At 49.5% G+C, this 20,061-nt stretch carries 24 protein-coding genes and 3 riboswitches; of the genes, 9 read left to right on the plus strand and 15 right to left on the minus strand.

Translation table 11 applies throughout. The annotated features are described in order from the left end of the window. Window position 1 precedes the first annotated feature (1 nt). The 9 genes from Psch_RS08420 to Psch_RS08460 form a co-directional block, all read right to left on the minus strand. Window positions 2-793 carry a hypothetical protein gene (locus Psch_RS08420; protein ID WP_190239867.1) on the minus strand — a complete coding sequence of 264 codons (792 nt, stop codon included), beginning with the start codon at window positions 791-793 and terminating at the stop codon, window positions 2-4. A gap of 16 nt (window positions 794-809) precedes the next feature. Then, complete coding sequence (locus Psch_RS08425) at window positions 810-1,388, minus strand: hypothetical protein (RefSeq protein WP_190239868.1); 579 nt, start codon at window positions 1,386-1,388, stop codon at window positions 810-812. A gap of 47 nt (window positions 1,389-1,435) precedes the next feature. Next, window positions 1,436-2,497 (minus strand): hypothetical protein, encoded by a 1,062-nt coding sequence (locus Psch_RS08430; protein ID WP_190239869.1) that lies wholly within the window; start codon window positions 2,495-2,497, stop codon window positions 1,436-1,438. An 11-nt stretch (window positions 2,498-2,508) separates the two neighbouring features. Beyond that, window positions 2,509-3,036: a signal peptidase I gene (locus Psch_RS08435; RefSeq protein ID WP_190239870.1), complete on the minus strand. Its 528-nt coding sequence runs from the start codon at window positions 3,034-3,036 to the stop codon at window positions 2,509-2,511. A gap of 17 nt (window positions 3,037-3,053) precedes the next feature. Further along, a complete protein-coding gene (locus tag Psch_RS08440) occupies window positions 3,054-4,298 on the minus strand; it encodes a hypothetical protein (RefSeq protein ID WP_190239871.1) in 1,245 nt (414 codons plus the stop codon). Between the two features lie 297 nt (window positions 4,299-4,595). Next, the gene (locus tag Psch_RS08445; RefSeq protein ID WP_190239872.1) at window positions 4,596-5,300 is read right to left on the minus strand and encodes a hypothetical protein; all 705 of its coding nucleotides are present in this window, start codon (window positions 5,298-5,300) and stop codon (window positions 4,596-4,598) included. A gap of 174 nt (window positions 5,301-5,474) precedes the next feature. Next, a riboswitch (cyclic di-GMP riboswitch) is annotated at window positions 5,475-5,560 on the minus strand. 19 nt (window positions 5,561-5,579) lie between these two features. Then, complete coding sequence (locus tag Psch_RS08450; protein WP_243123989.1) at window positions 5,580-6,212, minus strand: signal peptidase I; 633 nt, start codon at window positions 6,210-6,212, stop codon at window positions 5,580-5,582. A gap of 114 nt (window positions 6,213-6,326) precedes the next feature. Further along, window positions 6,327-6,412: riboswitch (cyclic di-GMP riboswitch) on the minus strand. 80 nt (window positions 6,413-6,492) lie between these two features. Then, a riboswitch (cyclic di-GMP riboswitch) is annotated at window positions 6,493-6,578 on the minus strand. Between the two features lie 98 nt (window positions 6,579-6,676). Next, entirely contained in the window at window positions 6,677-7,348 is a 672-nt protein-coding gene (locus Psch_RS08455) for an ABC transporter ATP-binding protein (protein ID WP_190239873.1), read from the minus strand. A 36-nt stretch (window positions 7,349-7,384) separates the two neighbouring features. After that, window positions 7,385-8,563 (minus strand): ABC transporter permease, encoded by a 1,179-nt coding sequence (locus Psch_RS08460; protein WP_190239874.1) that lies wholly within the window; start codon window positions 8,561-8,563, stop codon window positions 7,385-7,387. Window positions 8,564-8,676: 113 nt separating this feature from the next. Here Psch_RS08460 and Psch_RS08465 point away from each other — a divergent pair, with 113 nt between their 5' ends. Further along, the gene (locus tag Psch_RS08465; RefSeq protein ID WP_190239875.1) at window positions 8,677-8,829 is read left to right on the plus strand and encodes a hypothetical protein; all 153 of its coding nucleotides are present in this window, start codon (window positions 8,677-8,679) and stop codon (window positions 8,827-8,829) included. Between the two features lie 25 nt (window positions 8,830-8,854). On the opposite strand, the gene Psch_RS08470 is transcribed toward Psch_RS08465, so the two are convergent. Beyond that, window positions 8,855-9,076 carry a hypothetical protein gene (locus Psch_RS08470; protein ID WP_190239876.1) on the minus strand — a complete coding sequence of 74 codons (222 nt, stop codon included), beginning with the start codon at window positions 9,074-9,076 and terminating at the stop codon, window positions 8,855-8,857. Between the two features lie 449 nt (window positions 9,077-9,525). Between Psch_RS08470 and Psch_RS08475 the strand changes: the two genes are divergently transcribed. Both Psch_RS08475 and Psch_RS08480 read left to right on the plus strand, forming a co-directional pair. Next, on the plus strand, window positions 9,526-9,753 hold the full coding sequence (locus tag Psch_RS08475) for a DUF4351 domain-containing protein (RefSeq protein ID WP_190239877.1): 228 nt from the start codon (window positions 9,526-9,528) through the stop codon (window positions 9,751-9,753). 379 nt (window positions 9,754-10,132) lie between these two features. After that, complete coding sequence (locus Psch_RS08480; protein ID WP_345789071.1) at window positions 10,133-11,662, plus strand: vanadium-dependent haloperoxidase; 1,530 nt, start codon at window positions 10,133-10,135, stop codon at window positions 11,660-11,662. Window positions 11,663-11,767: 105 nt separating this feature from the next. Here Psch_RS08480 and Psch_RS08485 read toward each other — a convergent pair whose 3' ends face one another. Continuing rightward, the gene (locus Psch_RS08485) at window positions 11,768-12,304 is read right to left on the minus strand and encodes a hypothetical protein (protein WP_190239879.1); all 537 of its coding nucleotides are present in this window, start codon (window positions 12,302-12,304) and stop codon (window positions 11,768-11,770) included. 404 nt (window positions 12,305-12,708) lie between these two features. Here Psch_RS08485 and Psch_RS08490 point away from each other — a divergent pair, with 404 nt between their 5' ends. After that, complete coding sequence (locus Psch_RS08490) at window positions 12,709-13,005, plus strand: hypothetical protein (RefSeq protein ID WP_190239880.1); 297 nt, start codon at window positions 12,709-12,711, stop codon at window positions 13,003-13,005. Window positions 13,006-13,320: 315 nt separating this feature from the next. On the opposite strand, the gene Psch_RS08495 is transcribed toward Psch_RS08490, so the two are convergent. Next, window positions 13,321-14,220 (minus strand): hypothetical protein, encoded by a 900-nt coding sequence (locus tag Psch_RS08495; protein ID WP_190239881.1) that lies wholly within the window; start codon window positions 14,218-14,220, stop codon window positions 13,321-13,323. Window positions 14,221-14,321: 101 nt separating this feature from the next. Here Psch_RS08495 and Psch_RS08500 point away from each other — a divergent pair, with 101 nt between their 5' ends. Next, window positions 14,322-16,175, plus strand: a complete 1,854-nt coding sequence (locus Psch_RS08500; protein WP_190239882.1) for an ATP-binding protein — start codon at window positions 14,322-14,324, stop codon at window positions 16,173-16,175. Window positions 16,176-16,181: 6 nt separating this feature from the next. On the opposite strand, the gene Psch_RS08505 is transcribed toward Psch_RS08500, so the two are convergent. After that, on the minus strand, window positions 16,182-16,898 hold the full coding sequence (locus tag Psch_RS08505; protein ID WP_134218772.1) for a LytR/AlgR family response regulator transcription factor: 717 nt from the start codon (window positions 16,896-16,898) through the stop codon (window positions 16,182-16,184). A 444-nt stretch (window positions 16,899-17,342) separates the two neighbouring features. On the opposite strand from Psch_RS08505, the gene Psch_RS08510 reads away from it, so the two are divergent. Together Psch_RS08510 and Psch_RS08515 are read left to right on the plus strand one after the other, a co-directional pair. Next, window positions 17,343-18,065, plus strand: coding sequence for a hypothetical protein (locus tag Psch_RS08510; protein ID WP_134218773.1), 723 nt, complete (start codon window positions 17,343-17,345; stop codon window positions 18,063-18,065). Between the two features lie 11 nt (window positions 18,066-18,076). After that, on the plus strand, window positions 18,077-18,229 hold the full coding sequence (locus Psch_RS08515; RefSeq protein ID WP_190239883.1) for a hypothetical protein: 153 nt from the start codon (window positions 18,077-18,079) through the stop codon (window positions 18,227-18,229). Window positions 18,230-18,535: 306 nt separating this feature from the next. On the opposite strand, the gene Psch_RS08520 is transcribed toward Psch_RS08515, so the two are convergent. Both Psch_RS08520 and Psch_RS08525 read right to left on the minus strand, forming a co-directional pair. Then, window positions 18,536-18,853 carry a type II toxin-antitoxin system RelE/ParE family toxin gene (locus Psch_RS08520; protein ID WP_134218774.1) on the minus strand — a complete coding sequence of 106 codons (318 nt, stop codon included), beginning with the start codon at window positions 18,851-18,853 and terminating at the stop codon, window positions 18,536-18,538. Then, window positions 18,850-19,179 carry a type II toxin-antitoxin system RelB/DinJ family antitoxin gene (locus Psch_RS08525; protein ID WP_134218775.1) on the minus strand — a complete coding sequence of 110 codons (330 nt, stop codon included), beginning with the start codon at window positions 19,177-19,179 and terminating at the stop codon, window positions 18,850-18,852. The genes Psch_RS08520 and Psch_RS08525 overlap by 4 nt, the downstream gene beginning before the upstream one ends. 279 nt (window positions 19,180-19,458) lie before the next feature. Between Psch_RS08525 and Psch_RS08530 the strand changes: the two genes are divergently transcribed. Next, on the plus strand, window positions 19,459-19,734 hold the full coding sequence (locus tag Psch_RS08530; RefSeq protein WP_134218776.1) for a type II toxin-antitoxin system RelB/DinJ family antitoxin: 276 nt from the start codon (window positions 19,459-19,461) through the stop codon (window positions 19,732-19,734). A gap of 48 nt (window positions 19,735-19,782) precedes the next feature. Continuing rightward, on the plus strand, window positions 19,783-20,010 hold the full coding sequence (locus tag Psch_RS08535) for a type II toxin-antitoxin system YafQ family toxin (RefSeq protein WP_134218782.1): 228 nt from the start codon (window positions 19,783-19,785) through the stop codon (window positions 20,008-20,010). Window positions 20,011-20,061 lie beyond the last annotated feature (51 nt).

The raw sequence follows: 20,061 nt of genomic DNA on the forward strand, positions 1-20,061 counted from the left end.
GTTATACTCCTGTCGCCGTTACACCGGTATAATTGTCCTCCGCGCTGTCCTTAAAAAAAACCAGTTCATAGAGCGCCGCCGTATTGAGAGAAGTCGTAAGAGTTTTATTTGCCAAATCGATACTTGTGGCGTTGAGCACGATGGGGTTGGTCATGTCGGGAGCGGCGCCGTCCTGCCAGGTAATGGTTACCGCCCGGGCCTGCTGCGCGCTTTGGGCCAGTGTAATTTTCAGGGCGGCCACAGGCGAGCCTGTGTTTTCCGCCACAGTATAGGAAACCGCAGGGGAGATGATAAACCTGCCTCGCAGCGTTTTGGCATAGGGATAAGACGAGGCTGCGGTCACCAGCACTTCCAGGGGCGCGCCCGTGTTGGCCGGCGCAGGCACAGTCAGGCTGACTGCCTGGCTCTGTCCCACCGCACCGGCCGGGTCAATTGCGCCGTTAACACTGCTGCCCGACGGCGCCGCCGCGGCGATATATGTGATCTGTCGATCCGAAACATTGAGCTGATTTTCATAATTCCTGAGCTCAAAGCTGATCGTCGCCGCCGTATGCCAGTCGTGCGTGATATGATACACCGGTACGTCCGCCGCGTCTGTCAAAAGGTCGCTGGTGAAATAAAAGTCGCCCTCGGTGGTGGCGATATATGTTTTCATAACGGCCGAGTAAATATAGCTCGCCCACGAAATCGTGTAAAAGGAACCGATCAACAAAGCCGCGGCGATGGCAACAACCGTTAATTTCAGCTTTTTTGCCCGGTAAACCTTTGCCGGATCAAATCGCTTGCTGCGCATGATTTATCCACCTTTTTTATGCCTGCACGGCTGTAAGCTTCAGTACGATATAATCTATCTCGTTTCTGTACCGGTAATGATTGCTCCCGCCCGGCCAGGAGACCGTCAGTACATAAGCCTTTGTTTCTTCCACGTTGGCCGTGAACGACTGGCTCTCACTGACATAACGGTTGCCGAGACGGTTGAAGGCAACGGCGGCTCCCCCCTCTTTTTGCAGCGTGTAGTTTAAAGGAAGGTTGCCGGTGGTTTTCAGTTCCAGGGTAACGTCCTGGTTATAGCCGCTGACCGTTCCGGAGCTGTTCTTGTTGCTTATCCATATCGCAATAGTTTTTGTATCTCCGGGCGCCATGTCGTTGAAATAAAACGTGGCGGCTTCATAATCGATGGCCCATGTTGAAAACTCAATATCCGGCGTCGTCGAACCCGAACCCGGATCACTGCTGTTTTCAGCGCCTGTATTGTTTATCACCGAGCTGAAGCGTGAAAATGAAACACCTGTAACCACAAGCGACACGATAAACAGGTATATAAAACAGTAATACAACTGCTTTAACCTTATATTCAGCTTCAGTCTCTTTTCCCGCTTTGCTCTCATTTCCGGCGCGCCTTTCAATTATCTAATTATCTATCATGGGTGGTTTGTTATTGAGGCGCTACTTGCTCCCCGCTGACGCGGAACAGCACCTTAACCGATTCCCTGGCCTGCAGGGCGTTGACGGCAAAAGTATCGTAATCGTCATAGGCTGCCAAAAGCGAGGTCTGGCAGGCGGTCAAAGCCTCGTTGGCAGCCAGAATCAGCCCATGGTATTGCGCAAAGTGCTCGGCATCCGACAGGGTGCAGGGCGTATCCGCAGCAATATCATGCGGGGGCCAGGTCCCGTCGGCGTTCGGGCTTCCGTGGACCGCCAAATAGTCTTCGACCGCGTTTGCCGCGGCATTGTACCGGTCCAGCAGGCCTCCCGGGCCGTAATATTCATCATATGCATCCTGATAGTAGGGCAGATATCTGCCGGCAATCTCCGTGGAAGGATCCGCCGGCACCACATGGGGCGCCGTCACTGCGGCAATATTTGTATCATTGATATAATAGGACGTGTTCCACTGCCAGTAAACAGTGATTGTAACCTCGTCGTTGCTGCCCGCGGAAAAGTTGGGCGTTCCCGAAAAAATACTGAAATATCCGTCCTCATCGGCAGTGACGTCCTTTGGCCTGAACCAACCCGTGCCATAATATGGAGACGAGCCGGTATATGGAGAAAACACAGTGGGCACAGTGTCGGTCGCGCCGTCGCTTATTTCAGCCGTAATTTTGAAAATAAAGGGCGCGAAGACATCCTGGCCTGCTTCGGTGGCGATAGTAGCTTTGGTCTCCGCGGTAGTCAGCTGCATCAAGTCGGCCGCGTTCATTTTCACATCATAAGTCATGGCGACATCGGAGCCGCCGCCTCTGAAGGTAAAAGATTTTTCACCGAAATCCATCGGTTTAATACTTTGTCCATTAAATAAATCAAAGGTAAACCCCTTGTTGTAGAACTCGCCGTCAATATCATCTTCGCCTCTTGCTCCGAGATTCCATTTGGCAATCAGCGCCGCATCGCCGCCGGAATACACATCGGTATATCTTGCCATGGTCGATGATACTATATTTGAAGACGTAATTACTACAGCCACCAAAAGCGCCATCAGTATTTTACTGATCTTCATATATCATCACCTCATTTTTGTTGCATTCTTACCCGGGCTTTTCGATACAAGTCCCCGCCATAAACGCCAAGGACCAAAAGCAAAACCAGCGCCGCCATGCCTGCCGGTTTTTTGGAGACGACAACGGCCAGGCCGATTTTGGGGATCCGCAAGACCATTTTACCCGCAAACTTATCTGCTGTTAAAAATTCATCGGCGGCATTGTTGTTATCGCCTTTCAAGGTAAACACGCCGTTTTCCTCGCTGACAATGCGGTGGGTAAAAGCGTTTGTCCCGTGTAAATAGGTGACGACATCGCCGACCTTGTATTGATCGGCAGCCTGCTCGCGGATAACTATGACATCGCCGGGATATATGGCTGGCTCCATGGAGCCGGATAAAACAACAAGTTGCGAAAAGCCAAAAATCTTCGGCGCCGGAGCATGGGTTACGGCTTTATTGACACCCAGGCAGAGGTTTATCAGGATCAGCAGCGCCAATAACCCGAGCGGCAGATACTTTACACAGTTAACCAACATCTCTTTGTGCTTTGGTCTCAATAAGTTTAGGCCTCCTGTTACCCGGCTTGCGCTGTGACTTTGATCATAAGGCTGTAAGAATAGGCCGGATTGCCGCCATAGGCGGCATAATCGTTATCATTAGGGCCATCCGGCCAATTCCATTCCAGCGTGTATTTCACATTCCTGCCGCCCGCCACGGCCGTGTCCTGATAAAGCTCTTCCGGCGCACACCATGCCGTCTCATTTCCGGCGACGTATACGTCGCCTGCTTTCAGGCGAAAGCGCATGGGGATTTTGTGCGCCGCGGGAAGCGTGTCGGCCGCTGTAAAGGTTAGATCATAAAAGGTTGCGTACCTGTTGCCCGTGTTATCCACCGTGAACTTATAGCTGCCGCTCATGCCGGGGGCTATGCGCTTGTTGGCGCCGAATATATTGACGCTTACCGCGCCGGCCGTACCGTATGAGGCGGTCGTAGCCGTGTCCAAAACGTCAAAATCGAAAGGTGAAGGCGTCGATCCGCCACCACCGCCATCTCCACCACTGCCACCGCCGCCGGCAGGAACAGGGGTGTCCGGTTGCACAGGCGGGTTGACAGGATTGTAAGGATTGACTTGATTGACTGGATTCTCAAGATCGGCTGGGTTGGCCGGGTTGATTGACTGCGGCGTTCCCGCGGGAGCAGCTCCCAGCTCGATCCGGTCAATACCTGTGACCTTTCCGTCCTCCCCCTTTTTAAGATAAATGGTGATCTCCAGCACCTTGACATGCACCGCCACTTGAAAGACAATGGTACCGTCGGGGAGACGGACGAGTTCCGCGTCCTCGGTCCCGGCCGTCCTTTCAATATCGACCTTGCAGCTTGCAAGCACGTTGCCGGCTTCGTCAAGGACGCTGATGGTATGGGAACCCTCGTCGACGTCAATAAAGATGAAGTAGCCCTGGCTGTCTGTCCTGGTATAGCGCGGGTCGCTGCGGAACTCAATGAGCCCGTAGGCAAAGGGTGTCCCGTCGGTGTAGACGACCCGGCCCATTAAATCAATGCGCTGCTCAACAGGGACCGTAACCTCCTCCTGCGGGGAAAAAAAGTGATACAGCCTGCCGATAAACCCCAGGACGGGGCGTTTCACCTGCACATCGGGCAGGTTTGATCTCAAAACAAAAACATGCCCGCCCGTGCTGATGTCACGGATGATCCCGTAGGTCGGCACGGCGGCGTACACCACGATGATGGTGATGATGACCGCCAGGATGAAGTTTTTGCGCCTTCGCTCCGCATTCTCGCTATTCATCGCCTGATCCACGATATCACCCCGGTTTCCGGTGCAGAGTTAAGGCTGGCAGAATTAATCTTATATGACTCCCTTCCGGAAGAAATGCAGGTGCGGATTCATTCGCACTCTTTTAGCGCAGATCCATACAAGTCCGGCGCTGCCGCGCCGTGTGCGATTGAAATCGCACCTACATGGCCGGTTCCTGTTGCAGAGTTAGGCTGCAGCGCTATGCTCATATAACTCTCTTGCGGAAGACGCAAATGCGCGCGCTTTGCGTCTTCCGCAAGAGAGCCGAAGGCTCTCCTTATAGGTGGATAGGTGTATCTACTAAAGATTAGGATTAATTTGTGTTGCTTTCACGGTAATAGTTAGTTTGTATTCTGTACGGTCATCTATGGCAGAATTAGTGCCCAGAGTGGTGTCATTTACATCTGTAGAATCAGTATATACAGTCGTGGAGGCTTCATACGGCCATCTCCAATACACTGTCGCTTTCGCCTTGCCATTTGTTTGGGGTACATTACTCATCGGGCTAAAACCTTCTCCTGCTGAAGCTGCATTTTTAAGTCTGTCTTTAAGATCATATAGATTGCACCAGTCATCATTCCCTGTTAGAGAATACTCAATAGGAGGAACATCTGCAATTGTTATCTCATTATCAGTAACTGAAACGTCATTAACCGCAAAATCGAAAGTCATCTCAGCTGCGACATCACCTGTGTTTGCAATGTTGAGAACAAAATCGCCATCAACGCCGGGTGCGATGATAGGGTGTCCATCTTCCCTCAGCATATGATTCTTTGTGTGGGAAAATAAATCAAGGTCAGCGTCACCGAGGTCGTATGTTATTGTATTTTCTCCTGCTCCTCTGATCACAGTGGGTGTCAGTGTCCAGTTGGCAATCAGAGCCATATCCTCCCCATCATACTCACTGGTATACTTGGCGAAGGTGCCGCCCATCATTGCTGTGGAAATCATGCAGAGCACCAGCAGCAGTACGGCGGCTCTGACGGTTTTGCCCGGGTTTTTCATTGGTTTATCATTCCTTCCCTCATTTATTTTTTTAGGCCGTTTCTTTGGATAAATTCCTTCCGTGCTAGATGAGTGCATTTTGCCGCTTTGACCTTGGCGCCGCTCATCACTCCTCTCAATTCATCAATTAATTAAATTTTTAGTGTATTTAAAAAAACGGCCGGGTTGCTACATTTCAGCAACCCGGCCGCCATAGCTGATTTGCTTTAGGCCCGTCGGTTTTGCGCCCCCGCCTTTCGGCGGGTTAGCCCTTAAAAATAAATAGGGGTTAACATTTTACTATAATTCAATTTTTTTATCTCCGCCCTTTGCCGCCCGCAGCGCCGCCAGTTCCGCTTCCAGCTGAGCTTCGCGATCCGCTTTTTTCCTGTTGCGCCTGTTGCGCGACGTTATATCGTAAACGATAAACAAGCAGAGAGGTGTTATAACAAAAAGCAGCATTCCGAGAGGCGTCTGCAGGAACATGGCAAACCTGCCGACCCCGGCGGCGCGCCAGAGGTAGATGCCCTCCAGGTCCGCCACGCTCACCGCCTTGGCGTCAGCGCCGGTGTTAGCGTCGCCCTTGGTGAGAAAGGTTAAACCGTCCTCAGTCCGGACGTCGGTCACTCTGTGGGTAACGACCGTGTTCTGCGCGGCGCGGAAGGCGATAATATCGTCTTTGACAATTTGCTCCGGCGCTACTACCTTGGTCACAATAAGGTCTCCCGCCAGAATTGTCGGCTCCATGGAACCGGAGAGGACGATAAAGGGCTTATACCCAAAAAAATCAGGGACCTTATCCGGATATATGTATGACCTTACAATAAACGTTACATTAACGATCAAAACCAACACAAGAAATGCACAAACAGTGACGCCAATAACGGATATTGCTTTCCCCAAAGCTGTTTTCGGCACCTTTTCCTCTCCCACTGCCAATGACCCCCTGTTAATATTTTAGATTGTAAATTATTTTATCATAATTATCCATCTCCTACATAAAATGTTTTTCTTTTCAACAATAAAAAGCCGGATTGCAAAATGATTATCAGCAACCCGGCCGCCTTAGCTCGCATGCTTTAGGCCCGTCGGCTTTGCGCCCCCGCCTTTCGGCGGGTTAGCCCTATTATTAGTTTATGTATATTATTTATGAAAAAGGCTTCTTTTTCTGGCTCACTGGTCAAATAAAAACGGCTAAGTTGCTGCAACCTTTATTAGCAACCCAGCCACCCTAGCTTCCATGCTTTAGGTCCGTTGGCTTTGCGCCCCCACCTTTCGGTGGGTTAGCCCTGCAAAAAAATATACTGCTATATTGCCGATGTCATTTTACTATAATCATCCTCATTATGCAATATTTTTTTACTAAAAAAATATATCAAAAAACAGTAAAAAAGCACTTAGCTAACCAGGCTGCCGTCCACCAAGCGCAGAACCCTGCCGCAGGCGTCCGCCACCCGCTGGTCGTGGCTGGCCACCAGCACCGTCTTCCCCGTTTCATGCAAACTTTTCAGCAGTTCGATGATGCCGGCGCCGTTGGCCGAGTCCAGGTTCCCCGTGGGCTCGTCCGCCAGGATCAGCTCCGGGTCCAACAGCAGCGCCCTGGCGATGGCCACCCGCTGCTGTTCACCGCCGGAGAGCTCGCCTGGCAGGCGCTTTTCGGCGCCATTCAGGCCCACCCGGCGCAGGAGCTCCCGCGCGCGGTCGCGTGCGCGACGGCCGTATCCTTCAGGTATTGACGGGGCCAGCACATTCGAAAGCGCGCTCAAGGTGGGCAGCAGGCAGTAGGATTGAAAAACAAACCCCACCTTTTCCCGCCGGTAGCGGCAGAGCGCCGCCTCGCCCAGACCCGCGATATCCTTGCCGGCGACCATGACGCGGCCGCGGCTGGGCCGGTCCAACGCCCCCAGCAAATTTAACAAGGTAGTCTTGCCGCCCCCGGACGGGCCGGTCACGGCCACAAAGTCTCCCCGGTCAATATCCAGCCGGTCTACAGACAGCGCCCTGACCGCGGAAGATCCCCGCCCGTAAATACGCTCCACATTTCTAAGCGATATCAATATATCCGCCATCGAAAGACTCCTCCCGTCTAAAAGCCGTCCCCATGGTCACCCGCGCAGGATTTCCGCCGGGGCGGCGCGGTTAGCCCGCCAGGCCGGGTAAAGGCCACCCGCCGCGCCGACCAGAACGCCGCAGGCGCAAACCAGCGCGGCCACCCTTAAGCCCGGCGCGCCGATGTCGATGGCCAGGTACTCCTTGACCGCAATCAGTCCGCCGTACCCCAGGGCAACCCCGATCCCCGCGCCGAGCAGGCTTAAAGTTATGGACTCCACCAACACCATGCAGGCTATGTCCCACGGAGTCCAGCCGAGGGCCTTGAGAATGCCGAACTCGCGCCTGCGCTCGACCACCGACAGCAGCATCACCACCATAATCGTAAGGCTGCCGGCCGCCACCGCCACAGAAGAAACCGCCAGGAAAAACTGCTTCAGGACGCGGAGCACGTTGTTAAGCGGGAGCAGCAGTTCCCGCGGCGCCACGACCTGCACCTCCGGCTTTTTCCCGCTCAGGCGCTCTTCAATCTCCCGGGCGGCCTCCTCGACGTATTCCATGCTCCCGACCTGGGCGCTGATGGCCGATAAACTGCCGGGCTTCAGGCCGCCGATATCCCGGGCCAGTTGCTCCGTGCCGCTGAAACCGCCGTCCAGCAGTTCGTTGCCGGTACGGTAAACGCCGACGACCTTAAGGTTCAGGTTGTCCGCTTCCTTACCGGGGATCTCAAACGTATAAACTCCGCCGATTTGATAGGTAACGTTTAAGAACGCAAGATACTCCAACAGGCTCTTGCCGATTACCACTTCATCGTCACGGGCAGGCGCAGTCCCTTCTATAATTCTCTGAAAAGGACCGATCTCCGTCCTCGTTTCATTCACTCCGTACCCGAACAGCGGCAGAACCATCGTTGCCCCTGCCGGTCGCAGGATGTTTGTAACCTGCCCCGTCACATTATTTACATTGGGCACGTCCTTAATAATATCAATGTAGGAAACCGGAATAGAGGAGGAGCCGATACCCTGCAGCAGGCCGCCGAACATAGAACCCTTTTGGGTAATCGTGATCTGGCCCGCCAGGTTGGAAAACGTCGTTTCCACCCGTTTCTCCATCCCGGTCGTCACGGAAAAGAGGAAGGTCATCAGGGCGCAGCCAAAGGCCACCCCGAGTACCGCCAGGGCGGCCACAGCTTTTTTGCGAAAAGCGTTGCGGATGGAAAACAGCAGCAGGGACAAAGGCAACAACTCCTAAAATTTCTTTCTTCTCCGGTTTTTCGGGCAGGATCCGACTGTGAAAACAAGAATATACATTTTCAATAATTTACTGAAACGGATGCTACTATTTTATCATGATCCGCAAAAAGAAAAAGAAAAATCTCTATAGAAGGGCAAAAACGAGGATCAATAATTTCCTGTATAAAAACCGCCTTAACCTCAACGTGGCTTTTGCCTGCCTGCTGATTTTGGCGGCAATTGCTTTCGTGCTGGAAATGATGAATTAAAAAAGCCCTTCAATCACAAAGGGCGTTAATCTTCTTTCAGCAGGGTTTCAAGTTGTGTGGCCCAGCTTCTGTACTTTTGCAGCGCCTTTTGTTCAGCCTGCAAAGGGTCCATTGAGCCTACTTCTATAAAATAATTAAACTGCAGCAGCCAATCGTCCATTATCTCTTTAAAGAGTTTTTTTATTTCAACCTTAACCTCATTATTCATCTTAGTTTGATCACCATTTAGAAGGTTTTTTATCATCATCCAAGATCTTCTTATTCCATATTTATATTGTCGCTATCACACATTATTCCCCACAAGAAAAAATTGACCCGGTTTATTGGGAGTTATAAACCGGATCGAGTTTTGAGAGGAGCTCAAAACAAAAACCTGAAAAACAAATAATTCGCCTGGTATGAGTACGGTACAATAGAAGGCACTACGTCCACGGGCCAGCCATCGCCTTGACCAACCCCTTGAATGGACTAAAGCGGAAAAATGGAGTCGATTATAAGTTAGCAATATTAAAGCTGATTGTCTATGCTTATTGTCAAAAAATAGTAGAATCGCGTCTAACTATTACAAAATCTTGTCTGGATTTTCCATTGACTAAAAGTAAGCGTTTTTAGTACTGCGTTCTGACCCTAAAAGAAGAACAGTCGCTTCAACAATGATTAGCACAGGAATTAACTTCGGAGGAGGTGCGGAAGATAATGGAAATCACAACATCCTGGCACGAAAAAGGTAGACAGGAAGGTAGGTTGGAAGGACGACAAGAAATATTTGTAAAGTTAGCCGAAAAACGTTTTGGCGCTTTGCCACATGATATTTTAGGAAGAATAAAAGAACTTTCGGTTGACCAAATTGATATACTGGCAGAACATCTCCTCGATGTCGCATCGCTGGATGAACTACGTCATGAAGTCACTTCACTGAACTAAACACGAAAGGGCGGTCAAAGTAACCGCCCTTAAATTGTCTTAAGGGGAAAAATGAAGAGAGTGAATTCGCATGATGCATGAGAAGAGAAACCCTCTTCTACATTCTTTCGGCAGCTCATCCTGAGCTTTGCCCCGCTAAAATAGACGGAGGCTCCGTCAGCTTTAACAGCGAGAACCGTTCCCATTGTCATATCTATTAACTTATGACAACAACTCCGTCCCCTTGACAGCCCCTGATACATAGCAACAGGAACAAATTCGATATATTAACATATTATGTAATTAACCATGTATCAGGGAGTGAACTCAGATGAGCGAAGATTTTTCAAATATTAATGAGGGGAGCAGCAGAGGAAAGGCCGTGGATTTGAACATTAATATGCTGGCATCATGCGAAATTGGGCCGGCCTCCGCACGGCAGCGCCAGCAAGAGGCGTTTCAAGTCCGCCAGGAAGCGGCCCTTTTTCAAAAGGACCTTCCCCTCCCGGGCCATCCATGCAACGGTGATGAAATTGTTTTTCCAAACAAAATCGGCAACTATTCCAAGGGGTTGCCGCACAATCAGTTGGGTGAGGTTAACCTCAATGCCTATCAGGACTTCATCAGGGCTTTAAGCACCGGTAACCCGGACGATTTTGAATTTATACCCCTGGGAGGCGTTGTCAAGCTCACCAACCCCCAGGCCGCTTATGCCTTTGAGATGGCGGGACCTGATTCCCACCATTTGGGTATGATTGCGCCGCCGGCCTTCAGCAGCGCCTGGCTTGCAGGTGAAATGGCCGAACTTTACTGGCAGGCGCTAACCCGGGATGTGCCTTTCAATGCTTACGACACCGATCCGCTCACTATCGCGGCTGCTACTGATCTATCGAAATTCTCGGATTTTCGCGGGCCTAAAATCAATGGCGCCGTTACCACGGGGACCTTGTTCCGCGGGAATACGCCCGGTGACCTGGTGGGGCCCTATATTTCCCAGTTCCTGTGGAAGGACTTTGTCCTGGGGTCTACGCCCTTCGTCCAGCGGTATCGCACTACGGTGGCCGGCGATGACCACCTGACCGGGTATGAGGAATGGTTGAACATCCAGAACGGACTTGCTCCGGCAACTATGAATCAATTCGACCCCAGGCCCCGCTACATCCGCAACGGCCGCGATCTGGGCGAATATGTACACCGGGATTTTCCCTTCCAGAGTACTCTCGTCGCTTGTTTGATCCTGCTCGGCCTTGGACAGGTCGCCCTGGCCCAAACCAACCCCTATCTACGTTCGGCAACCCAGATTGGTTTTGTCACCTTCGGCGCCCCAAATATTCTGGATTTTGTGGCCCGGGCAGGGCGGGCATCCCAGGTGGCGGCCTGGTTCCAGAAATTCCTGGTCCATCGCCGGCTGCGTCCCGAGGAGTTCGGAGGGCGCGTCCAAAACCGTCTGACGGGCGCCGCCAACTACCCGATTAATCCGGAGCTGCTCAATTCGCAAGCGGTTTCCGAAATCTTCGACAAGTTTGGCTCCTACCTGCTGCCCCAGGCCTATGCGGAAGGCTGCCCGACTCATCCGGCCTATCCCGCCGGTCACGCCTGCTTTGCCGGAGCCGGGATCACGATGTTGAAGGCGTTCTTCAAAGAATCCTTTATTATCCCCAACCCGGTTGTGGCCAGTGATGATGGTCTCACACTGTTGCCTTACGCAGGGCCGCCTTTGACGGTAGGCGGGGAATTGAACAAACTGGCCGCCAATATCGCCATTGGCCGCGATACCGCAGGCATCCACTGGCGTTCTGACGCCAGTGAAGGCCTCAAACTAGGTGAAGCGGTGGCTATCGGGATCCTGCAGGATTACAGAAGGACCTTCAATGAGGATTTTAGCGGCTTCTCCTTCACCAAGTTTGACGGCGCCACCGTAATCATCTAAGTCCAAGGGGTCAGGCTTGAACAAAGTATAGCCTGACCCCCATTCCTAAAGAGCGTATTTGCGTGTTATGAGACAACCCATTTGCTAAACGTGGCGGCACGAATTTTAGTTCGAGTTCATACTGTTTTGCCTTTTTTGGAGTTCTATGAGGCCAAGCACTTTTAAAGCCTGATACTCTTCCGGGGTTAAACGTGACATTAAAGCAGATTTTATTTGGTTCTTTTCTGCGGTGGTAACGCCCCCGTCAGCCATCTTAATAAAACCATTCAGTTCAGACATGGAAAATTTAGTCAATAAAAATTTTAAAGCTTCTTCTGGCGTAGCAAAAACAAGCTGACTATTTGTGCCGGTTTGGGGAAGGTTGCTCGCATCGGGAGCATTGGGAACAGCATCGGGAACAGTACCGTTGTTGGACTGTTCCTTCCTCAAATTTTGCAGGGCTCCGGCTCCCAATTGCTCCTCAATGGTTTTTTGGACTTTGGGGTCTTCAATCAATTGATCTATCTCGTCCTTCGACAACACCTGATTGGCTATCTTATCAATTACTACTTCCGAGCCATACTGCATGCCAATCTTATACACTCCTGCAATCACAATAAGAATTATGATTAACGCAAACAATAACTTTTTCATGACATTCATCCCCCCAGTCTCTATCATACCCTGGTTTTTTTATGTTCGCTTTTCAGTTTACCCGTACTCTGTTTCTGATAAAGTATTACTGCGAGTCTCCTCGCATTGCTAATTAGGTTATTTTATCATGTGCAAGGAAGTCCTGTATAGAGAAAATAAAAATTGCAGAGAACGTGCCATTGCAGCAGCAGAGCGGTTTAACGCTGCCGGACATGATTCTGAAACTGTATATGCGCTGTCGTTGATACCATATATTGGTCGTTCATGCACAGAGTATACTAAAGCCGGTTTCATTCTGATATAGTAATTTTATGGAGCTTCTCCACGGAAAAATCCGCTACGATAATACTATAGCAGTTTGATGGGCTTCTCCGGAGCGGGAAACTCCGCATACTAAAAAAAGGAGTGAGGATATGGCACTCACAGGCGGCTGGAAAATTCTCGATATCAAGGCATGCGATCTGCCCGAAAAGGTGGCATCGGGATTCAGCGAGGTATTCGGTGGAATGGTCGGCGCGACCTACATTCCTGTTGTGTATTGCGCAACCCAGGTGGTAGCCGGCATCAACCACATGATCCTCTGCAAGCAGACCCTGGCGACCAAGGATGCCAGCGAGGCGATTGTCAAGGTCATTCTCCACGAGCAGCTTCCCGTCGACGGCGGCAAGTTCTCCCTGCTAAACATCGAGAATATTGTAAAAGGATATTAATCCACGGTGGAATTCACGGTTGGGTGTAACAAAAGGTTAATGGCAGCATACATAATCCCATAATGACAAAAAAGTATCCCGTATCACTATCAAAATTGGTACGGGATTGTTATTTGCATCATTGTTTTGGAGTCATTGCGGGGTAAATAAATCTTAAAAAAATTTATGTCTATTAACCTGTGCCGCAACGCGTGTCAACAACCCCGTCCCCCTTACATTTCCGTAAAAACCGCAAAATCGTCAATGCATATTTTTTCAAAAGAAAATATACTGAAGGCGTATGCAATATGCGCAGGCGAACCGTCCCCCTGCGCGTCAATCTCTTGTTATGTAGGCTGTTTCCACAACACGCAGGTTTTTTGCATGATGCAGAAGATCGTCAGGGGTAACGAACAGAGCATTGATAGGAATATCCTGTTCTGTCTCCCGCAGGATTTGTTCCACAAGTTCAAGAAATTTTTGGACAACGGGCAGCAGCGCACGCATATCTGCGCCGGCGGGCATTTCATTGGGGTCGGATTCGGTCAACGCGGCGTACAGCTCTCGGGCCAATTGCTGGGGATCCGAACAAATGCCGCTTTCTTCCGGGCTGTGCATATCCACAAGGTTTGTATTGATGGGACCGGATTGCTCCAGCAGATCAATCAGGCGGATATTTTCATTGGTATCCCCCATATTCATGCCGTTTTGCAAATCGCCTCCCTGCAAGTGAATTTGATAATCCTCGCCGCAATCACGGTAGCACTGGTATACAAACTGGGAGCAAACCATTACCTTTTGCGCATGGCCGCGCTGTCGCAGCCTGTTAATGAACACGTCGAGTCCCTTGCAAACAGACCGCAGCACAAGATCTGTGAGTTGCTGCAGCTTTGGAGTGGGGCGTATGGCGCGGTAGATAAGAAGGCCTGCCAGCAAAAACAAAGCGGGGAAGTCGAAAGCAACCCCTTCCCGCAGGTAGGCTTCCGCTGCCTGCAGCAATGGCTGGGCCGGACGGCCGGGCTCCAGCCGCAGCAGGTAAACCTTTCTGCCTTTTTCATCTGCGTGTACGCCCGGGGACACAATCCCATGCGGCCCCATTTCCACAATCCGAAATTCCTCTAAAGCCATTGCCGAGTGACTGACGGTGGATTTGGTCAGAAATGCGATGCTCTTGCCGATCCAGTCGTCCCCGGCTTCGAAAACTAAGACATCTCCCGGTTGCATATTTAACTTCATGTCGATCCTCCTTTCTTTTGGTTATATTATGCTATAATCATAGTATAATTGTAAATACTTGCCATGGTCAGTGTTACCTACGTTTTTCAGGAGACATCGCCTTGCTGAACTACAAACAGAAGACAAACGATCACAGATTACCCGCCGCAATCCTTGCGCAAACCCTTCTGGCGCTAATAGCCGCATGTATAGTTTTGCTCTATTTGAGTCAATATGCCCGGCCCTATAGGACGGACAATATTTTCTTGCTGAGCGAAGGATGGCAATTACAAAAAGGTCCCGGCAGTATTTGGAGCAATTTGGAGCATTACCCGGCGGACATTTCTCTAAAAGCAGATGAAGCGCTGCAAATACGCCGCACGCTTTCGGAGAAGCACGCGGTGCGAGACGGCGCGCTGATGCTTGTAAGCATTCACCAGCGCATACAGGTGTTCCTGGATGAGACGCTGCTGTTTGATAATCTGGACCGGCCCCTTGAGACCGATCCGGGGGTAAGCCTGCATTTCGTGGCGTTGCCGGAGCAAGCCGCGGGGAAAAACCTGCTAATCAAAATCTGGTCGCCTTATGCTATTTTCGCCAGTTCTCTGCAGCCTGTTTATTTGGGAAACTTGTCGTCACTGCATGTGTTTGCCGTAAAGAAGTCCATATTGTACATGTTTCTTTCATTGGTATGCGTTTTAGGAGGATTCGTTTGTGCGGTATTTTCCGCGCTGCCGATGCGCTCCTATGTAAACCGCCGGGCAAATTTATTTTTCGGCCTATTCTGCATCCTGTGGGGGATTTACAGTGTTGGCCGGACTTATATTGCCTATCTGCTGTTTCCGCCTGACATCAATTCTTTTATGCGCAGTTTTACCTACACATTATATCCTGTTTTTATTATTGCGTATTTGCGCATTCGGATGGTTCACTACAAGCGGGCGACCGATCTGGTGCTGGGCGGATTTCTGGCAACAGCCTTTCTCGCGCTGGTGCTGCCGCCGGCTTTTCACCTGGATTATTACAGGTTGCTTTCCGTCATAAATCCGCTTTACCAGCTTCTGTTTTTGATTATGGTTGTCCTGCTGCTATTGGAGCTGCGGCGCGGCAATGTATTTCTGCGCTTTATTTCACCCTGTGTCGCAGCTGCGAGTATCGCCTGCTTGTGTACGATTATCGCTCAAACAATGAGATACGACGTGCTCTATAATGTGTATGTAGTTTCATTTTTCGGCATAATTTTAACCATATGGTTTTATAACCTCTACGAATTCCTGCAACAGCGCGCAAAGGATCAGGAGGAAATCCGGATCATGAAGCTTAAAAACGCGTTGACTCTGGAATATTGCGAAGCCACGGTAGAAAACTTACAACAAATCAAACTGCTGCGCCATGAAATCAACAACCATGCCTCGGCCTTGCAAATCCTTTGCGAGGAAGGCGATGTAGATAAAATATCCGCATATGTGCAGGGAATTTCCCGGTGGGAGGCCATCACTTCCCCTGTGGTGTATTCGAACCATTTTCTTCTCAACTGTATTCTTACCAACCGGTTTGCCCGGGCATATAAGCAGGGCATTAGAATAGACTACGAGGTAATGGTTCCCAAGGATGTGCCTATCCCCGACAACGATCTGAGCAGTCTGTTTTTAAACTTGCTTAACAATGCCATTGAAGCCTGTATGGGTGTGCCGGAAAACAAAAGGTGGATCCAACTGTATGTTAAAATGAAAAACGACTTTTTGCTCATTCGATGCAGCAATTCGAAAGAAAATGCGCTGACTGAAAACGGCGCAGGCTTTCTCACCACCAAGCAGGAAAAAGGCGCCCACGGCTACGGCATTCTGGTAATAAAGGCCATCGTGGAAAAATACGGCAGCCTTCTTGATATCTCCTACGACGACCGCAGCTTCACGCTCAAAACCATGCTGCCGGTTCCGCCCGGCGCCGCAAATGCTCCCCCAAAACAGGCTTAGGATGTCTCAGCCGCCATGAAAATGCGCGATCATCTTCTGCAGTGATTCCTGCCGGTAGGCCCTTCCGATGGGGACGGTGACTCCCGATAACAGGCGGAACCCGTCAGGAGACAATCCCTGAATTTTATTGATGTTAACGGCAAAACTTTTGTGGCAGCGCAAAAACACGCCCTGCGGAAGGCGCGGTTCCAGCCTTTTCAGCGTTCCGGGAATCGAAACATCGCCCTTTGCCAGGTGAAAAATAACGGTTCTGTTGAGCAGTTCGATATAGTGAATATCGTCCGCCAAAAGGATTTGGCAGCCTCCGCTCAGGGGCAGAACAATCTTTTTCGCGCGGAAATTTTGCCGGTAATCCTTTATGAGCACCTCGGCCAGCTGCTTTTTTTGCACCGGCTTGGTCAGATAATGGATGGGGAAAACGCTGTAGCCTTCCAATGAATACTCTTTGGCGCTTGTTACAAAAACGATGCCGACCTCGTGATGGCCTTTTCCGCGAAGTTCTTTGGCAAATTGCACCCCGTTCTGGTCCATCAGTATGTCCAGCAGCAGAATTTGATAGCGCGAAGGGTCGGCATCCAGTGTCTGCATCAGTGCTTTTGCGGTTGAAAACGTGTCAATTTGAAATTCGATGCCAAGCTCATTAAAAATTTCCTGTACCAGGTTTTGCATTTTGGCCAGAAAGATCTCTTCATCATCACAAATTGCAACACGATACAACACCATCCCGCCCTTCACCTGTCGCTATAAATTAGTATAGCACAAATAAAAAAACGTCCAGACGCGTAAACGAAGTCGTTTAGGCGTATTTTTGGTTGTTTGCGCATAAATCATTTTCAAAAAGAAACTGCTGAAAGAAGCCCCGCTTTCCTCATCTCATCTACGGCTTCCAAATATTGATGTTCTTCGATGAGTTTTGAGGTTGATTTTGTCCTGGCATATTGCGCCGGACGGGAGTATAATACCTTTGTCATGTAGAGGGAATTTTGGGTTGCGGATTGCATAGGGATACCTCCTTGGTAATAGGATATATATAAAACCGCCAGATGTGCGCAATCTGGCGGTTTTAGTAGGAAAAGGACTTCGTTTGCAGGGTGATAAGTCATTCCATTTCATGCTACTGTGTGTTATTATTAATATGGAAAGATGTGGCAAAGGAAGTGATTGCAATTGGAACGAATAACAGTTCTTGAAAACGACATGCCACAAATCGGTCTGTTTACAAGAACCATAACACAAGGTGATGAATATGAACTTGTAAAACAGTTTGTTGAGTATTATTGTCATCAATTTCAACGCAATAATAAAAAATTAAATCTCGCAGTATTTATAGAACCTCGGGTTTCATCTGGATTCCCAGATATTGTGCTTGCATCATACCTTCCATCAATAGTAAACAACTGGTCGGATGAACGAAAAAACCTTACAGTAAACGACTTAAAGATACTTTCTCACTTGCTGTTGACCCGTGGTGTGAACGGCTCCCATTTGATTTCAAGCTTGAAGTTGCCGGAAAAACAAACATTAACCTCGCTTGAAAAATTGCTTGATGCCAAGTTGATTTCGTATAGAAACAAATGCTGGCGTCCACGTGAGTTGCGTGATGTTTTTAGCATAATCAAGCTTATTTCAGTCGAAGCAAAAATCAACAATATTAACCGAGTTGTGGAGCAATCTTTAATTAATACATGGTTTGCGTCACATTCTTATGCACTTACAAATGTTTCAAAGCCACAAAATGAAACATTGAAAGCGTTTTCTCAACATGGTATTGGCCTTTACTGTAAGAAAAAGAGTTTTCAAAAAATCCTCGAAGCTAAACAAATAACCTTGCCATCCAGCTATCAATCACTACAGTTTAATGAGTGGATTGGCAATAATCTTGCCGTATGAGGGAGAATTGTATGAAAAGCTTTGATAAATTACGAGCTCCCTTTACAAATGTCTCTTTACTTGCAAGAGGTGTTGGTGAGATTATCGATGTAAATTGGGCTGCAATTGCCGCTCATGACATGGCATATCAGTACCCACTTTCACAAGAATGGGGTTCATTATAATGTTGTCAACAAACCCGTCCTTCTGACACCTTCTTTATTGTATCATTTTTCTCTCAAATTCTGGAGGGCTCCGGCTCGTCACAAGGTTGAGCAACAAGGCTACAAGGCTTGCATGGCACTTTTGAAACTAGCCGACAAGTATTCCATTGAGCGACTGGACGCTGCTTGCGCCAAAGCGTTATCTTATACAGAACAGGCAATACTTAAATCAGGCCGGGATAAGATTCAAGAAGAATCCTATGTATTTCCTTCCTCCTCCGAATATGGTCTTACTCGTGGAGCCGACTACTTCAGCAAGAGGATGCGTTATTCTCCGATATCCCCGAATAGTATGCGAAGGTAATCCTGCCTTCCATTGATGATTCGGGCTACGGAGATATATCCGTTCTCAACGCGGTAAAAAGCCAGATGTTTTTCGCATACAAGAAAGCGCAGGTCTGTTTTGCAGCCCGTCTTCACCTGAACAGAAGGTCCCAAAAAAGGTTGCTCCTTAAGGCGGCCACAAGAATCAAGAATACTTTTTTTGATCCTTGCCGCCGCCTGTGGATTATAAAGAACGTTTGAGATGTAGTCGCTCATCTCCTGCAAATCGTTCAACGCCTCGGGGGTATACCTGACCTTCATTTTTCAACTCCCAAACGGCTGTACATATCATCCTCCGGGATCCAGTCGGCATCGGTCTTAACGGACTGCCACCCCTTTTCAACCTCACTTACAAGCTGCTTCATCGCTTTTGCCTTAAGGTATTCGGCGTTTTCTTGCGAGACAAGGAACGGAAGACCCCCGGCATTGAGTGATTGTTGGATAAATATATTGACGGCGTTTGTCAGCGTCAGGCCATATTTTGCAAAAATCATCTCCGCTTTCTGCTTGATCTCGGGATTAATCCGCATTTGGAAGCTGGAGGTCTTGGCCGCATTCGTCACGTTAGGGGTGTTATATTCGCTCATATCTATCAGCTCCTTCATCTCTATTATACCCAAACCAGGGCCAATGTAAATACATTATCACTACATATCAGCCGGATGATCAATAAATGCCTATACACAGCCGAACGCATTGCACTCTCTCCGCGCTGCTTCACGTATTCTGTCAAGTCCGCTCAATGCTTTACCGGCGCTTTCACCCCGTCCCCCTGACACGTCCCAATATTCCGGCTAAAGAGTTGATATTGCAATGCAATTAGCATATAATATATATGCATTGAATTGCGAAAGGAGTTGATTACCGTGGCCAATACAACAAATTTCAGCGTCCGTATGGACAGCGACGTTAAAAAACAGTGCGAGATGCTTTACGGAGAGCTTGGCATGAACCTAACGACGGCCATTAATGTGTTTTTAAGACAGTCGCTTCGGGTCGGTGGTTTCCCGTTTGAGGTAAAACTGGGCACGCCGAACAACGCTACCGTCGCCGCCATGAAGGAAGCCGAACGCATTGCCGTCGCCCCCGACGCAAAACGATACAGCGATGTAGAGGAAGCGCTGAGGGAGCTTAAAGTATGACACTGGACATTGTTTACGACACAATTCAAGCAGGACTACAAGCTGGCGATGAAACGTGGGCTTGATATCGAATTGCTGGATAACATCATCCGACTGCTCGCCAGGGGAGAACCACTGCCGGAAAAGAACCGTGACCATGCGCTGACCGGGAATTGGGCAGGGCACCGGGAATGCCACGTTCAAAGCGACTGGCTGCTAGTGTACCGCGCCGATAACGGCGTTCTTGTTCTGACACTGACGCGTACGGGCTCTCATAGCGATTTATTCGGTAAGTAAAGTACGTGCACTCCCCGGCAGCTATAAACCGGCTGCTTTCAGTTTAAACCT

This window comes from Pelotomaculum schinkii, from assembly GCF_004369205.1.
In the GTDB taxonomy this organism is placed as follows: Bacteria; Bacillota; Desulfotomaculia; order Desulfotomaculales; family Pelotomaculaceae; genus Pelotomaculum_C; species Pelotomaculum_C schinkii.

Bases quoted from the DNA above. Each gene is read 5' to 3' on its own strand.
- Psch_RS08420 (WP_190239867.1), bottom strand. From the start codon at position 793: ATGCGCAGCAAGCGATTTGATCCGGCAAAGGTTTACCGGGCAAAAAAG.
- Psch_RS08425 (WP_190239868.1), bottom strand. From the start codon at position 1,388: ATGAGAGCAAAGCGGGAAAAGAGACTGAAGCTGAATATAAGGTTAAAG.
- Psch_RS08430 (WP_190239869.1), bottom strand. From the start codon at position 2,497: ATGAAGATCAGTAAAATACTGATGGCGCTTTTGGTGGCTGTAGTAATT.
- Psch_RS08445 (WP_190239872.1), bottom strand. From the start codon at position 5,300: ATGAAAAACCCGGGCAAAACCGTCAGAGCCGCCGTACTGCTGCTGGTG.
- Psch_RS08455 (WP_190239873.1), bottom strand. From the start codon at position 7,348: ATGGCGGATATATTGATATCGCTTAGAAATGTGGAGCGTATTTACGGG.
- Psch_RS08465 (WP_190239875.1), top strand. From the start codon at position 8,677: ATGATCCGCAAAAAGAAAAAGAAAAATCTCTATAGAAGGGCAAAAACG.
- Psch_RS08470 (WP_190239876.1), bottom strand. From the start codon at position 9,076: ATGATGATAAAAAACCTTCTAAATGGTGATCAAACTAAGATGAATAAT.
- Psch_RS08475 (WP_190239877.1), top strand. From the start codon at position 9,526: ATGGAAATCACAACATCCTGGCACGAAAAAGGTAGACAGGAAGGTAGG.
- Psch_RS08480 (WP_345789071.1), top strand. From the start codon at position 10,133: ATGCTGGCATCATGCGAAATTGGGCCGGCCTCCGCACGGCAGCGCCAG.
- Psch_RS08485 (WP_190239879.1), bottom strand. From the start codon at position 12,304: ATGAATGTCATGAAAAAGTTATTGTTTGCGTTAATCATAATTCTTATT.
- Psch_RS08490 (WP_190239880.1), top strand. From the start codon at position 12,709: ATGGCACTCACAGGCGGCTGGAAAATTCTCGATATCAAGGCATGCGAT.
- Psch_RS08495 (WP_190239881.1), bottom strand. From the start codon at position 14,220: ATGAAGTTAAATATGCAACCGGGAGATGTCTTAGTTTTCGAAGCCGGG.
- Psch_RS08505 (WP_134218772.1), bottom strand. From the start codon at position 16,898: ATGGTGTTGTATCGTGTTGCAATTTGTGATGATGAAGAGATCTTTCTG.
- Psch_RS08515 (WP_190239883.1), top strand. From the start codon at position 18,077: ATGAAAAGCTTTGATAAATTACGAGCTCCCTTTACAAATGTCTCTTTA.
- Psch_RS08520 (WP_134218774.1), bottom strand. From the start codon at position 18,853: ATGAAGGTCAGGTATACCCCCGAGGCGTTGAACGATTTGCAGGAGATG.
- Psch_RS08525 (WP_134218775.1), bottom strand. From the start codon at position 19,179: ATGAGCGAATATAACACCCCTAACGTGACGAATGCGGCCAAGACCTCC.
- Psch_RS08535 (WP_134218782.1), top strand. From the start codon at position 19,783: ATGAAACGTGGGCTTGATATCGAATTGCTGGATAACATCATCCGACTG.